The organism is Microbacterium sp. LTA6 (assembly GCF_045690355.1).
GTDB lineage: Bacteria > Actinomycetota > Actinomycetes > Actinomycetales > Microbacteriaceae > Microbacterium.
Window position 1 is genome coordinate 3856809 of the sequence record NZ_CP147855.1, and the last position, 14030, is coordinate 3870838.

Consider the following 14030-nt stretch of genomic DNA (forward strand, 5'->3'; position numbering starts at 1 on the left):
CGTCATTCCGCGGAGTACGGCGCCCGTCCGATGTCACAACTCCGCGTGCAGAGCCCACACCTTCTCGGCGGCGCTCGCCCACGAGAACGCCCGCGAGCGATCCGCGCCCAGTACCTTCAGTCGCGACGCACCTCGGCCGGCAGCCTCGACGACGGCCTCTGCCAGCTCCGAGGCATCCACCAGCATCCCGCCATCGGCGACCACGTCGCGGTGCACCCCGCTGTCGACCGCGACCACGGGAACGCCCAGCGTCATCGCCTCGATCACGCGCCACGGCCAGGCCGTGAGCGTGCTCGTCGCTACGAACGCCGCAGCGCCGGCGAGCACACTTGCGCGGTCCTGCGCTGACAGCACGCCCCGCATATGCGCACGCTGCTCAGGGAGACCCGCGGCCGATGCGATCTCCGCCAGGCGCGGCTCCGCCCCCTCGGAGACGTCGAGCACGACGGCGTCCAGCCCGGCGGCCGCCGCACCCCGAAACCCCTCCTCGAGGGAGCCGTGCGAGCCGATGAGCACGACGTACTGTGCAGGAAGAACGAGGTCGGTACGGCGCTCGGCAGCATCAGACGGCTCCTGGTAGCCCGCCGGGGCGGCGCCGGCGATCACGCGAACGCGCTCCCCCACCTTCGCGAGGTCGACGAGCCGTTCGGCGAACGCGTGCGAGGGCACGATCACGGCATCCGCGTGCTTCACCGCCCGGCGCAGCATTCCGCGCTGCCAGGCGACGGCCGTCTTCGACATCGTGTCTGCTGCCTCCCAGGCATGCAGATCCCACAGCGTCACGGTCGTCTGATCGTTGTCGTGCACCCGGTCATGCCGCACCAACGGCGCCATGAGCGTCGGCGCGTGAATCAGTCCGCCACCCACCCCCGGTGCGATGCCGAGCTGCCAGGAAGCCGCGAGCTCGCGCCGCGCCAACGAGAGTCGACGCACCCCGGCGAGGCCCACCATCTCGATCTCGGCACCTGCTGCGACGATCGCTTCGATCTCGCATCCGGACGGCGTCGTCGCGATGAGGCCCTTCATCAGGTCGACCGACGCCGCCGCCTGATCGGCATCGACGACGTGCCCCAACTGATCCAGAACAACACGCAGTCGAGCACCCATGAGGAAAGGGTAGCCTCAGTCGCGATCACTGCCAGGACAACGCGCGATCACGACGACCAAGTGTCAGCGACTACACAGCTTGCGGGGCGTCAGGGAGCCGGGGTCTCCGTCGGCGTCGGCGGGTGCAGCGCCTGCTGGACCATGTCGTGGATGTGCGCATAGTCCGGCTCGTGCTCATCGACGCCGAACTCAGGGGTGAGTTCGATCGTCGTGACCTTCTGCTCCTTCGCCTTGAGCATCAGGTCGAAGAACTCAGGCAACTTGTCCTGCGGCAGGTCCGTGCTGATCAACGCCGTTCCGGCCGCTGCAACCTCATTGAAGCGCGTGAGCACGGTCTGCGGCGTGAACTGGGCGAGGATGGCCGCCTGCAGCTCGCGCTGCCGCTTCATCCGATCCCAGTCGCTCGTCGTGTACCGCGACCGCGCGTACCACTGCGCGGTGTCGCCGCTCATGTGCTGCTGGCCCGGTTCGATCCAGCCGATCGCCCAATCGTCTGCGGGCTCACCGTCGTAGGAAGGCCCGCCTCCCATCGGGAGCCGCTCGGTGACGTTGATGTCCACACCGCCGAGCGCATCGATCAGCTGGGCGAACCCCTGCATGTCGACGAAGACGTAGTACGGGATCTCGATACCGAGAACGCCCTCGGCCGCATCCTTCGTCGCCTCGATGCCGGGCTCGGAGCCGTGGGCCGCCGCGTCGGGATAGAGCGCGGATCCGCCGTCGTCCCGGCAGATCTGAGCAGCGTTTCGGACGTGGTTCATCCATCCGTTCCAACCGCACGTCGAGGAGGTGTGCCCCTCGAACCCGTTCGGATACTGCTCGAGCATCGGGCTGTCTGCGCTGAACGGCGCATTCGGCAGCTCGCGCGGAATTCCGGTGATCGTCACCGCACCCGTCGTCGCGTTCACCGACACCACCGAGATGCTGTCGAAGCGCATGGAGTCACGGCCCTCGCCGCTGTCGGCGCCGAGCAGCAGGATGTTGTAGTAGCCGTCACTGGGCGGAAGACTCGGACCGCTGTTCCCGAACACGGCACCGAGCGTGTCTCGGACCGAACCGACCGCCGACGCTGCATAAGCGGTGCCGCTGCCGATCAGGCCGAACAGCAGCAGCGCGACCACCGGGATCGCGAAGCGAGAGGGGCCGGGCACCTTCACGAGGCGCACCAGGCGAAGAGTGTCGAGCGTGAGCACCAGCCAGAGCACGGCATAGCCGATCAGCGCCACCTGCACGATGGTGAGCAGCGCCGCGGAGAGCAGGCCCCCGCCGACGGTCAGCCACAGCAGCACCGGGCGCGCGAAGAGCGCCAGCCCTGCACCGACGATCACGAGCAGCCAGGCGACCAGGGTGGCGCCGAGGCCGAAGCGGCCGAGCTTGCGTCTGCCGGCGAGCACCTGCGCGGAACCGGGCACGAGCACGTTGAGCAGCACCAGCCACCATCCGCGCTTCGCCATCAACCCGGCGTCGCCGGCATCCGGATGCCGGAGCGGACGCGTCTCGATCAGCGGCCGCCCCACGGTGCGCGGGGGCGCAAGGGTCACAGCGACTCCTTCAGCCGATCGTTCTTCTCCCCGACCTGTGCCTCGAGCTCACGCGCATAGTCCTCGACCCGGTCGGCGAGGGCGGTGTCAGCGGTACCCAGGATGCGTGCCGCAAGGATGCCGGCGTTGCGAGCCCCGCCGATCGACACGGCGGCGACCGGGATGCCGGCCGGCATCTGCACGATCGAGAGCAGCGAATCCATCCCGTCGAGATAGGCCAGCGGCACGGGCACGCCGACCACGGGCAGCGCGGTCATCGAGGCGAGCATGCCGGGCAGATGCGCTGCGCCGCCCGCACCCGCGATGATGACACGGATGCCGCGGCCCCGGGCCTCACGGGCATACCGCATGAGCTTGTCCGGTGTGCGGTGCGCGGAGACGACCTCTACCTCGTGCGGAATACCGAAGTCGGTGAGCGCCTGGGAGGCGTCGCTCATCACGCGCCAGTCGGAGTCCGATCCCATGACGACACCGACCAGCGGAGCCGGAGACGAGTGCAGGGGTGCTGCGGAGGAGTGCAGAGGCTCAGTCACGATCTCAGGCTACGGGCTGGGACTGTGAGATTCCCCGAACGGCGCGCGCCCTCAGTCAGTCGAAATGTGCCGCTGCCGCACGCGCGACGTACACGACATCGTCGAGGTCGTCGCCTGCGACGTTCACGTGGCCGACCTTGCGGCCCGGCCGCGGAGCCTTGCCGTAGGTGTGGATCTTCGCGGCCGGCTGATCGTTCATCGCCGCCGCGAATCGCTCCTCCATCGTGCCTTCCGCTGGTCCGCCCAGGATGTTCACCATCACCGACCACGGCGCCCGTGGACTCACATCTCCCAGCGGCAGATCGGCGACCGCACGCAGGTGCTGCTCGAACTGGCTCGTGACCGCGCCGTCCTGGGTCCAGTGACCGCTGTTGTGCGGGCGCATCGCGAGCTCGTTCACGAGGATGCGCTCGTCATCGGTCTCGAACAGTTCCACGGCGAGCATTCCGGTGACACCCAGACCGTCGGCGATCTTCCGGCCGATCCCCTCAGCCACCTGCGCCAGCCGCTCCGGTGCGCCCGGAGCCGGAGCGATGACCTCGGCGCACACGCCGTCGCGCTGCACGGTCTCCACGACCGGATACGCGACGATCTGACCGCTGGGGCGCCGCGCCACCTGCTGCGCGAGTTCGCGGACGAAGGAGACGAGTTCTTCGACGAGCAGGGCTTCACCGTCGCCGAGCGTCGCGAACCAGTCGTCGGCCTCGGAACCTGCGCGCACCACACGCACGCCCTTGCCGTCGTATCCGCCGCGCGGCGTCTTCACCACGCCTCGACCGCCATGCGCGTCGAGGAAGGCCTGCAACTCGTCGGCATCTCGGACCGCGGCCCACTCCGGCTGCGGGATGCCGAGCTCGGCCAGCCGCGCACGCATGACGAGCTTGTCCTGCGCGAACTGCAGCGCACCCGGTCCCGGGTGCACGGCGACGCCGTCGGCGACGAGGGCGCGCAGTACCTCCTGCGGCACGTGCTCATGATCGAAGGTGACGACGTCGACGTCGCGGACGAATGCGCGCACGACTTCGAGATCGCGGTAGTCGCCGACTGCGGTCGCGGCGAGTTGTGCCGACATGCCCTCATCTTCAGCGAGGACCCGCAGGTCGATCCCGATCTCGACCGCCGGAGCGATCATCATCCTGGCCAGCTGTCCTCCGCCGATCACGCCCACACGCAGCGCCATGTGCCGCCTCCATTCGTCGGGTCCATTCTCCCGCACTGGTGCGGAAGAAAAGTACGAGGTCCCGCACTGGTGTGTGGAAGAGCTCACTCCTCGACGAAGGAGTCGGAGCCGGCCTGCGCGTCGCGGTGCGCCAGGATCTGACTCACCTCGATCTGATCCGCCAGAGTCTCGTGCACGAGCGTGACGTTCGGCACGTTCGCGATTCGCAGCGGCGTGTCGACGCCGTTGGAGAGAGTGATCGTGCCGACGCCCCAGAGCCGCTGCAGGATGCCTCGGCGCACGCCGATCGTGTACCCGCGCGCATGCGACATCTCGCGCCGCTGACTCGCACCCAGCCCCTGCTTGACGATCACGCGTCGCGTCGTCACCGTGCAGGTGCGCGACAGCCAGAGCGCGTACGGCACCCCGACGACGAACAGCACGATGATGCCGGCCGCGGCGAGCAGCATCCAGTTCTCGAAGGGTGCCGGCAGATTGTCGAAGAAGTAGGCGGCCGCCCCGAACACTGCGATGAGCACGATCGCCGACCAGAACAGCCGCCGCGCGTGACCGCGGAATCGGGCGATGAGGAGTTCCTCCGCCGGCACACCGGGCGGCGGCATCATCGGCCTGCCTCCGAGCGTCACGGGCTGAGTCACACCTCTATTGTGCCTGTGGTCGGCGACATCGCAGGAGGCGCGCCGATCGTGTCAGCGTCAGAGTGCGCGAGCATGCACCACGTCGCCGGCCGAGATCGTGCGCTCCACCTCGTCGGTGCGCACCACGAGGCGCCCGTCCGGATCCAGCCGCGTCGCGCGCCCCTCCACGAATTCGCCGCCGGGCAGCGACACCCGTACTTCGCGCCCCAGCGTGACGCACCGCGCGGTGACGGCTGCGTGCAATCCACTGCGCACAGCGCCATCCGCTGCGACGAGCGCCGCGAGGTGCGCGTCGAGAGCCCGCAGATACTCGGCCAGCAGGCGGTCCTCGTCCGCACGGACGCCGAGCACGGCGAACGACGTCGCCGTCGGCACCGGAAGCTCGGATTCCGTCATCGCAGTGTTCACGCCGGCCCCGACGATCACCGCGTCGCCCGTCGCCTCCGCCAGGATTCCGCAGATCTTGCGTGCGTCGGTCACCGTGCCGCCGTCCTCGACGGCGTCCACGAGGACGTCGTTCGGCCATTTCACCCCGACGTCGCGGCCGGGAAGCTGCGCAGCGACGGCATCCGCCATGGCCAACCCGGCGACGAGGGGAATCCAGCCTCGCGCCTCGGGCGATACCGGCAGACGACGGAGCAGCACGGACACGGCGAGTGATGTCCCGGGCGGTGCGGTCCAGCTCCGATCGAGCCGTCCGCGCCCCGCCGTCTGATTCGCCGTCACCAGCGCCGACATATGCGGCCAGCCCACGAGATCGTCCGAGTGCGCCCTGAGGTCCGCGTTGGTCGACCCCGTCTCCGGCAGGACGTCGAGTCGGGCGGCGACGGCGGCTGCACGGGGGAAGTCCATGGCGGTGCTCCTAGATCTCTTCCTCGTCGGCTTCTTCGTCGTCATCGTCCTCGTCGGAGCGGATGCTGCCCATTTCGTGCTCGTGCCACTCATCCCACTCCTGCATGAGCCGCTCGATCGCACCGTGGAACTTCTCGGAAGCGACTCCTGGCGTGGTGTCGCCGAAGTAATGCTGCACCCACATCTGCAGGCGGGCGATGGCCTCCGCGTCAGCGCCGACCCTCTCCACCTCGGCGACGATGTCGGCAGCGGCATCCGTCGTCAACCATTCGCAGTCGGCGAGGTACCCGGTGGTGTCGACCGAAGCCCGCTCATCTGCGGGGCGGGTGATCATCAGCGGCTTTCCTGCCGCGAGCCGGTCGTAGACCATCGCCGAGATGTCGACGATGGCGACATCGGCGGAGGCGAGCTGCCAGCCGAGATCCGGGCCGTTGTCGTAGACGTGCTGGGCGGTGGCATCCGCGACATTCGCGGCAGCCACTGCCGCGATGATCCGACGATGAGCGGCCCCGTACTCCTCGTCGACCACCCCGCTGCGCGGGTGCGGGCGGTAGATAACCCGATGGGTCCCCGTGGACAGCAGTGCGGTCACCAGCGCTTCGCCGTGGGTCGCGATCGAGCCGTAGTGCGCGCTCGGGCGGTCGCCCTCCCAGGTCGGGGCGTAGAGCACCACGGTGCGCTCGTCGGGGGTGTACGGCAGCGTTCCCGAGTAGTGGTCGGCCTGCGGCCGGCCGATCTCGATCGTCCGCGCATCGATGTCGTAGTTCCACAGTGTGCGGGAGAGCCGGTCACGCGCAGCCTGCCCGGCCACGAAGGCGTAGTCGTAGGCCTTGTACTGGTTCGTGGTCATGTACATCTTGTCGGACTCGCCGTGATTGATGAACACGTGCCAGCGGCGTCCGTACCGGAACATCTGGAAGTTTCGGGTGTTCTGGTTCACGTACAGGACGACGCGGATGTCCTGCTTCGCGATGAACTTCTCCAGGTCGCGCACCGTCGGCACGAAGGTGATCGGCGGGGCGCCCTCCTCCTCGAGCAGCTTTTCCGCACCGGTCGCGTTGCGGGAGATCACGACGACCGGCCAGCGCTTGGCGAGCTCCGCGAGCGGGCGGTACCACTGACGCATCTGGTACATGTTCACCGCACCGTCGGCGAAGTACACCGCCACCTTGAAGTGGGCGACCGGGAGCGGCCCGTCCGTCTGCAGCCGACGCCGCACGCGTTGCACGGCGGATCGCGAGACCAGCGCTCGCCTGAGCAGGCGATATGCCTTCGTCGCATCGGAAACTGCACCCATCCTTCCAGGATACTGAGTCGCCGCCGCCGTCACGGCTCCGCGAGATCACGATGCGGCGGCGACCTCGGGCCTCAGATCTCCGGTTGATCGAGGGCGTCGTCCTCCCCCGCATCCGCCGACGGCTGCAGGAAGTCGCCGTCCAGAGCGTGCCAGCGCTCCCACTCGGCCATCAGCTGCTCGATGGCCGCATGGAACTTCGCCGTCGCGACGCCCTGGCTCGTATCGCCGAAGTAGTGCCGTACCCAGTGCCGCAGCCGCGCAGTGGCCTCTTCGTCAGCCCGGACACGGTCCACCTCGGCGACCACACCGGCGGCCGCATCCGCCGTCAGCCACTCGCAGTCCGAGAGGTAGCCCTCGTCATCGATCCGCGCGAGAGGGTCGACAGGACGAGTGATCAGCAGCGGCTTCCCGATGGCGAGGCGGTCATAGATCATCGCCGAGACGTCGACGATGGCCACGTCGGCCGCCGCAAGCTGCCAACCCACCTCCGGCCCGTCGTCGTGGACGTGGTTGGCGCCCGGATCGGCGGTGTTCGCGGCGGCGATCGCGGCGATGATGCGCGCGCTGGCCGCCCCGTACGCCGGCGCGATCACCCCGCTGCGAGGATGCGGACGGTAGATCACCCTGTGCCGGCCGGTGGCGAGCAGTTCCGCGACGAGTCGCTCACCGTGCGAGATCACGGATCCGTAGCTCATCGACGCACGATCTCCCTCCCACGTCGGGGCGTACAGCACGACGGTGCGCTCGTCCGTCGGGTACGGCGTCGCGGCGAGATAGTGATCGGCCTGTGGCCGCCCGATCTCGAGGGTGCGCTGATCGACGTCGTAGCCCCAGAGGGTGCGCGAGAGCCGATCGCGCGCCGCCTGACCGGCGACCAGCGCGTAGTCGTACGCCTTGAACTGGTTGCTGACCATGTAGACCTTGTCGGATTCGCCGTGGTTGATGAACACATGCCAGCGGCGCCCGTACCGGAACATCTGGAAATTGCGGGTGTTCTGATTCACGTACAGGACGATCCGAATGTCCTGATCGGCGATGTACCGTTCCAGATCGCGGATCTTCGGAACGTATGCGACCGGCAGGACACCGTCGTCGAGAAGCGCTTCGGCGCCGACGGCGGAACGCGACAGCACGACGATCGGCCACCGTTCGGCCAGTTCCGTGAGGGGCCGGTACCACTGCCTGATCTGGTACATGTTCACGGCGGAATCGGCGAAATACACCGCTATCCGGAACTGATTCTCCGCCGGCGGTTCGACCCGGCTCCGCACCCGCTGGGCGGCCGCGCGCGACGCGACCGCGCGACGGATCAGACGGTAGGCCTTCTTCGAGTCTCTGATGACATGCATCCCTCGACGGTAATCAGCGAACCTCCGAGGTCCCCGTGACATGATCGACGGATGCATGACAACGAATCCGCAATGTCGCCGTCCGGCGTCTCGTTCGTCATGCCGGTTCTCAATGAACGCGCCTACCTCGAGCACGCCGTCGCATCCGTGCTCGCGCAGGAGCTCGACGGCCCGGCCGAGCTGGTGCTCGCCCTCGGCCCGTCCACAGACGGCACCACCGAACTCGCCCGAGAGCTCGCCGCCGACGACGATCGCATCCGGCTCGTCGACAACCCCGCCGCGCACATCCCGGTCGGGCTGAACGAGGCCATCCGAGCCAGTCGCTACGCGACGATCATCCGCGTGGATGCGCACTCGGAGCTCTCCCCCGGATACGCCGCTCGCGCGCTGCTCACCCTGGAGCGGACCGGGGCGGCGAACGTCGGCGGCGTCATGCGCGCCGACGGCCGCACCCCGTTCCAGAAGGCCGTCGCCCGTCTGTACAACTCCCCCATCGGCCTCGGTGGCGGTGCCTACCACGGCGGCAGCCACGAGGGCGAAGCCGAGTCCGCCTACCTCGGCGTGATGCGCCGGGAGGTGCTCGAAGAGGTCGGGCTGTTCGATGAAACCGTCCGTCGCGGCGAGGACTGGGAACTCAACCTGCGCATCCGGCAGGCAGGGCATCGCGTCTGGTTCGACCCGGCGCTGTCGGTCACCTACTGGCCTCGCGAGAGCTGGCTGCGCCTGGCGCGGCAGTTCAACGCGACGGGGGCATGGCGAGGCGAGCTGGTGCGGCGCTTCGGACGCCGTAACGGCATCCGCTACTTCGCCCCTCCCGCGCTGGTGGTCCTCATCGCCGTGGCACTGGTGGTCGCCGCGCTGCAGTTGATCGGCGTCATCACCGGTATCGCTTCGGTCATCGCGTCCCTCGTCTACCTACCCCTCGTCGCGTACGTGGTGCTGGTGCTGGGGGTCGCCCTCGCCCCCGGTGGCGGCGGTCTCCGTCAGCGATTGTGGACGCTGCTCGTGCTCCCCACGATGCACATCTCCTGGGGGCTCGGCTTCCTGGGTGGGGTGCTGCGCGGCGCGCGCGACACCGTCGACGCATCGCGCCTCGGAACCCGCAACACCCCGCTGCCGTAGTCACGGCGTAGGTCAGCGGGTCACGAACCCCTGATCGAGGATGCGGGCGACCACGCGCTGTGCGGCATGGCCGTCGTCGCGTGTGTTGAACTGGGCGCGCCAGGCCGCGTAGCGGGACGCGTATGCCGCCTCGTGCCCGGTATCGGCCAGAGCCGCCGTGAGTTCCTCCTGCGTGTGCACCAGCGGACCGGGCGCCCGGTCTGCGAGGTCGAAGTAGAACCCACGCAGCTCGCCGCGGTAGTGGTCGAGATCCGGCACCAGGAAGTACATCGGCTTGCCGGTGACGCTGAAGTCGAACATCACCGAGGAGTAGTCGGTGATCAGACCGTCGGCGGCGAGCAGCAGCTGCGCCGTCTCGGGATAGCCGGTGACGTCGATCACGCGTGCGCCCGCCCGGTCACGGCCCGGCTTCAGTGTGCGCGAGTGCCCGCGGACCAGGACGACCGCGTCGGCCTGCTGGGCAAGCAGCTCGAGGTCGACGAAATCCACGATCTCCGCGCGGTCGTCGCGCCAGGTCGGCGCGTAGAGGAGTACGCGCTCATCGGCCCCGATGCCGAGCGCCGTGCGGACGGCCGCCGTGTCACCCGTGCGGAGCACGTCGTTGCGCGGATAGCCCTCGGTCCAGATCGGTCGCCCGAAGAATGCGTATGCCTTCTTGAGAATACGAGCGGAGTAGGGATTCTGCGCGAGCAGCACGTCCCACCGCCGCGCCTCCTTCACCACCGCAGCCATCCGACGCGGGTCGAACCCGGGTCGGTGCAGCGCCAGGCGCTTGAGCGGGGTGCCGTGCCACGTCTGCAGCACTTTCTGGCCGGGCTTGCGGGCGAATCGGCGACGCAGCCAGTCGTTGACCACCAGGAGCCGCGCCGCAGCCCTCGCCTGCCACCATTCGGGGCTGCCCTCGACGACGGCGATGGCGCCCTCCGGAACAGCGACAGAGAGATCCGTCACGCTCCAGTACCGGCGCACCCCCGGCGCCTGCACGGCGAGCTCCCGGTCGATCGCCTGCGGATTGCAGCCGACGCTCTGTCCGTAGAAGCTCTCGAAGAACACCGCGTTCTCGGTGCCGCCGGTCTGGGCGACATACCGCTCCTCCAGCGTCGACTGCCCGAGGGAGCTCTCGTACACCGGATCCAGCGGCGGCGCGATGCTCACGACGGCGCCGTCGAGCGCGACACGGAGCCGCGGAAGCAGGGTCGATGCGATGGACAACCCGTCGAGGGAAGCCCCGTCGACGCGGAGTTCATACTCTCCAGCGGGCAGGGGAAGTTCCGCTCCACCCCAGCGTGAAGCGCGTAGCGGGAACGTCGCCTTCCACGTCTTCCCTCCGCCCGTGATCCTGGCGTCGACCCGCGCACGGGACCCGACCAGCTCGGCGCGCGCCGGACGCCCGCCTTCACCGGCGATGATCAGCGTCTCCGCCTGCTCATCGATGCGGGCCGTTGTCATGATGCTCCCTTCGGCGCAGGGATACCCCGCGCACGGATTGCCTGGTACACCCGTCGGGTGTTGCGTCCGTCGCGGTACGCGTGCATCTCCGCGCTGAGCGTAGCGGAACGGTCGGACCTCGCGGTGAAGGCTTCCTCATCCGTGAGGAGTCGATCCAACTGCGTGCCCAGCTCGTCCCAGTCCGCCGCGGCGTCGCCACCGGCCACGTCTTCGAAGCGTCCGTAGAACCCACGGGTGCGGGCGTACTCGGCAGCGTCAGGAGCGAGGAACAGCACCGGAATCGCCAGCAGGCCGACATCGAAGGCGAGCGAGGAGTAGTCGGTGATCAGCACGTCGACGGCGGCGAGCGCGGGAGTCACATCGGGCAGATCGCGGGAGCCCAGCAACCGCACCCGTCGACTGGGCAGCGGCGGCGTGTAGCCGCCTTCGCCGAGGGGGTGCGAACGGATCAGCAGCACGGCGTTGCGCTCCTCGAGCAGGCGGATGATCCGCACCCACTCCTCGGCCGTCGGCACCGCCGGGTCGGCCGCACCGTCACGCCAGGTGGGCGCGTACAAGGCCACGCGCGCGCCATCCGGCAGAGCACCGACAGTGTCGGCGAGCAGACGGGATGCCGCCGCGCGACGTTCTGCGTGCGGCCCAGCGGAGAGCACATCCACACGCGGCTCCCCCGTGACGATGATCCGTTCGTCACCGAGGCCGAAGGCCGACTCCAGTCGACCACGTGAGCGATGCGAGGCCGCAGGGAGGACGCGAATGCGCTGGGCCGCAGCCCGGTACAGCACGGCGACCAGGCGCTGCAGCAGCGCCGCTCCCGGCACACGGGGCACCTGCGTCGTCGCCGGGGAATCGAGTCCGATGCGCTTGAGCGGGATGCCGTGCCACAGCTGCACCACGAATGCTCCGGCGACGGCGTAGCGGTTCACGTCACCGAGACCGTGGGTGACCACGAGGACGCCGGCGCGTGCCGTCTCCCACCAGCCCCGCAGACTCCCCTTGCGCGCCGTGCGGATGCCGAGTGCCTCCGCATCCTGCTCTTCACGCTCGGATGCGGTGAGCCAGAGCGTGTCGTGCCCCTCGGTGCGTGCAAGTCGTTGAAGGGCGAGTGCGCCGTCGCCGATTCCGGCTCCGCAGCCGAAGACCCAACGACTCCCGCGCGGGACCAGGAGCGTGCCTATGCGTCCCGCGGCATACACGGGGATCCGGAGCAGCTTGGCCGCATTGCCGGAGCCGAAAGAGAAGGACGCCACTCCGCGAGCCTATCGCGGGGTGGCGTCCTTATCTGTGAACGGCGGGTCAGCCTGCGAGCTCTCCGAGCGTGACCTCGATCTCGTTCTCGCGACCGTCCCGGACGTAGGTGACCGTCGCCGTGCTCCCAGCGGCCGCTGCCCGTACCTGGGCCGTGAGGTCACTCGCGCTGGTGATCGGCACACCGTTGAAGGCGGTGACGATGTCGTCGGCCTTCAGACCACCGGCAGCAGCCGCGCCGCCGCTCGTGACCTCGGCGATGAACGCACCGGCGACCTCCGCGTCCTCGACCGAGGCGGCATCACGCACCGAGGCACCCAGCAGGCCGTGGGTCGCTGAGCCGTTGTCGATGAGCTCCTTCGACACACGATCGGCGATGTTCGACGGGATCGAGAATCCGAGTCCGATCGATCCGGACTCCTCGGAGTTGCCGGAGCTGGCGATCGCGACGTTGATGCCGATCAGCTCGCCCTTGCTGTTGACGAGCGCACCACCCGAGTTGCCGTGGTTGATCGCGGCGTCCGTCTGGATGACGGCGATCGAGATCGACTCGGAGCTCTGCTGCTGACCGGAGCCGGGCATGTCGAACTGGAACGGTCCGCCTTCGCCCTCCTCCTCCGGCGCTTCCTCCTGAGGGGCGTCCTCGCTGGACGAGTCGGGAAGAGCGGATGAGGCGATCTGGATGCTGCGGTTCAGCGCGCTGACGATGCCCGTCGTCACGGAGTTCGACAGCCCCAAGGGGGCGCCGAGGGCGACGGCGGTGTCTCCGACATTGAGTTTCGACGAGTCGGCGAATTCGATCGGCGTGAGGCCCTTCGCGCCCTCGAGCTTGATCACGGCGAGATCGTAGATCGGGTCGGTGCCGACGATCGTGGCATCGTAGATGCGCCCGTCCGAGGTCGTGACGCGGATCGTCGGATCCGCTGCGGCACCGCCGAGCGTGACGACGTGAGTATTCGTCAGAACGTAACCGTCGTCGCTGATGATCACACCGGAGCCGCTGCCGCCCTCGTCGGTTCCCGCCACCTCGATGGTGACGACCGACGGCAGTGCCTTGGCGGCGATCGCCGTCGTCTCGTTGACGGAACCGGGATTGTTCACCGTGACCGTCTCCGGACCGGAGGCGACTCCGCTGGGCGGCGGAGTTCCGACGGCGCTCCAGATCGCACCGCCGCCGAATCCGGCGACGCCGCCGACGAGGGCTGCCGCCACAACGAGCGCTGCGACCTTCACGCCGCTGCGCGGCTTCTGGCCTGTGCCCTTCGCAGTATCTGCGACCGGAACGCCGGACGACGCGTTTCCCGGGACGTCGACGAAGCCGAGCGGCGCAGTGCTCCCCAGCGGGAGCGTCGGCTGCGAGGCACCGACGGGCGTCACCGGGAGTCCGAAGGCCGCACCAGCGGCCGGAGCCGTGTACGGACCTGCTGCCGGGGCGCCAGGTGGTACGACCGGAGCCCCAGGAGGCGTGGCCGACGCGAACGCCGACGGCATTTCGTGTCCCTGGCTCGGCTGTGCCGGTGCAGCGAACGCCGGCACCTCTGCGATCGGCGCGGGGGCGACCGTGGCTTCTCCGGGCGCGGCGCTCCCTGTGGGGTTCGCGGCAGCATCTGCGGCCTGGGCCGGCGGCACAACGGGTGCCGTGTGGTCGTGGGTGTTGTCTTCGTTCATGGTGTGTGCTCCTTCAACAACGCCCCTTCAGAATGAACCCCGTATC

Annotated in this window: 12 protein-coding genes; 1 reads left to right on the forward strand and 11 read right to left on the reverse strand. The window is 68.9% G+C overall.

Annotated elements, in window-relative coordinates; genetic code table 11:
* Positions 1-33: 33 nt before the first annotated feature.
* The 8 genes from LTA6_RS18445 to LTA6_RS18480 all read right to left on the reverse strand — a co-directional run bounded on the left by LTA6_RS18445 (position 34) and on the right by LTA6_RS18480 (position 8497).
* Positions 34-1107 carry a glycosyltransferase gene (locus LTA6_RS18445; protein WP_341975320.1) on the reverse strand — a complete coding sequence of 358 codons (1074 nt, stop codon included), beginning with the start codon at positions 1105-1107 and terminating at the stop codon, positions 34-36.
* An 89-nt stretch (positions 1108-1196) separates the two neighbouring features.
* On the reverse strand, positions 1197-2648 hold the full coding sequence (locus LTA6_RS18450) for an LCP family protein (RefSeq protein WP_341975321.1): 1452 nt from the start codon (positions 2646-2648) through the stop codon (positions 1197-1199).
* Positions 2645-3112 carry a 5-(carboxyamino)imidazole ribonucleotide mutase gene (gene purE / locus LTA6_RS18455; protein WP_341978468.1) on the reverse strand — a complete coding sequence of 156 codons (468 nt, stop codon included), beginning with the start codon at positions 3110-3112 and terminating at the stop codon, positions 2645-2647. The genes LTA6_RS18450 and purE overlap by 4 nt, the downstream gene beginning before the upstream one ends.
* 124 nt (positions 3113-3236) lie before the next feature.
* Entirely contained in the window at positions 3237-4361 is a 1125-nt protein-coding gene (locus LTA6_RS18460) for a 5-(carboxyamino)imidazole ribonucleotide synthase (RefSeq protein WP_341975322.1), read from the reverse strand.
* Between the two features lie 83 nt (positions 4362-4444).
* Entirely contained in the window at positions 4445-4999 is a 555-nt protein-coding gene (locus tag LTA6_RS18465) for a PH domain-containing protein (protein ID WP_341975323.1), read from the reverse strand.
* 57 nt (positions 5000-5056) lie between these two features.
* Positions 5057-5851: a biotin--[acetyl-CoA-carboxylase] ligase gene (locus LTA6_RS18470; protein ID WP_341975324.1), complete on the reverse strand. Its 795-nt coding sequence runs from the start codon at positions 5849-5851 to the stop codon at positions 5057-5059.
* A gap of 10 nt (positions 5852-5861) precedes the next feature.
* On the reverse strand, positions 5862-7148 hold the full coding sequence (locus LTA6_RS18475; RefSeq protein WP_341975325.1) for a CDP-glycerol glycerophosphotransferase family protein: 1287 nt from the start codon (positions 7146-7148) through the stop codon (positions 5862-5864).
* Between the two features lie 71 nt (positions 7149-7219).
* Entirely contained in the window at positions 7220-8497 is a 1278-nt protein-coding gene (locus LTA6_RS18480) for a CDP-glycerol glycerophosphotransferase family protein (protein WP_341975326.1), read from the reverse strand.
* Positions 8498-8548: 51 nt separating this feature from the next.
* Here LTA6_RS18480 and LTA6_RS18485 point away from each other — a divergent pair, with 51 nt between their 5' ends.
* On the forward strand, positions 8549-9619 hold the full coding sequence (locus LTA6_RS18485) for a glycosyltransferase family 2 protein (RefSeq protein WP_341975327.1): 1071 nt from the start codon (positions 8549-8551) through the stop codon (positions 9617-9619).
* Between the two features lie 12 nt (positions 9620-9631).
* On the opposite strand, the gene LTA6_RS18490 is transcribed toward LTA6_RS18485, so the two are convergent.
* Genes LTA6_RS18490 through LTA6_RS18500 form a run of 3 tightly spaced genes read right to left on the reverse strand, consistent with a single transcriptional unit; the run spans position 9632 to position 13984 of the window.
* Positions 9632-11068 (reverse strand): CDP-glycerol glycerophosphotransferase family protein, encoded by a 1437-nt coding sequence (locus tag LTA6_RS18490; RefSeq protein WP_341975328.1) that lies wholly within the window; start codon positions 11066-11068, stop codon positions 9632-9634.
* Positions 11065-12318, reverse strand: a complete 1254-nt coding sequence (locus LTA6_RS18495; protein WP_341975329.1) for a CDP-glycerol glycerophosphotransferase family protein — start codon at positions 12316-12318, stop codon at positions 11065-11067. Before LTA6_RS18495 ends, LTA6_RS18490 begins: the two co-directional genes overlap by 4 nt.
* A gap of 46 nt (positions 12319-12364) precedes the next feature.
* Positions 12365-13984: a trypsin-like peptidase domain-containing protein gene (locus LTA6_RS18500; RefSeq protein ID WP_341975330.1), complete on the reverse strand. Its 1620-nt coding sequence runs from the start codon at positions 13982-13984 to the stop codon at positions 12365-12367.
* Between the last annotated feature and the right edge of the window lie 46 nt (positions 13985-14030).

Coding starts and splice junctions, on each gene's coding strand:
- LTA6_RS18475 (WP_341975325.1), bottom strand. CDS start 7,148: ATGGGTGCAGTTTCCGATGCGACGAAGGCATATCGCCTGCTCAGGCGA.
- LTA6_RS18460 (WP_341975322.1), bottom strand. CDS start 4,361: ATGGCGCTGCGTGTGGGCGTGATCGGCGGAGGACAGCTGGCCAGGATG.
- LTA6_RS18485 (WP_341975327.1), top strand. CDS start 8,549: ATGCATGACAACGAATCCGCAATGTCGCCGTCCGGCGTCTCGTTCGTC.
- LTA6_RS18490 (WP_341975328.1), bottom strand. CDS start 11,068: ATGACAACGGCCCGCATCGATGAGCAGGCGGAGACGCTGATCATCGCC.
- LTA6_RS18445 (WP_341975320.1), bottom strand. CDS start 1,107: ATGGGTGCTCGACTGCGTGTTGTTCTGGATCAGTTGGGGCACGTCGTC.
- purE (WP_341978468.1), bottom strand. CDS start 3,112: ATGGGATCGGACTCCGACTGGCGCGTGATGAGCGACGCCTCCCAGGCG.
- LTA6_RS18500 (WP_341975330.1), bottom strand. CDS start 13,984: ATGAACGAAGACAACACCCACGACCACACGGCACCCGTTGTGCCGCCG.
- LTA6_RS18470 (WP_341975324.1), bottom strand. CDS start 5,851: ATGGACTTCCCCCGTGCAGCCGCCGTCGCCGCCCGACTCGACGTCCTG.
- LTA6_RS18480 (WP_341975326.1), bottom strand. CDS start 8,497: ATGCATGTCATCAGAGACTCGAAGAAGGCCTACCGTCTGATCCGTCGC.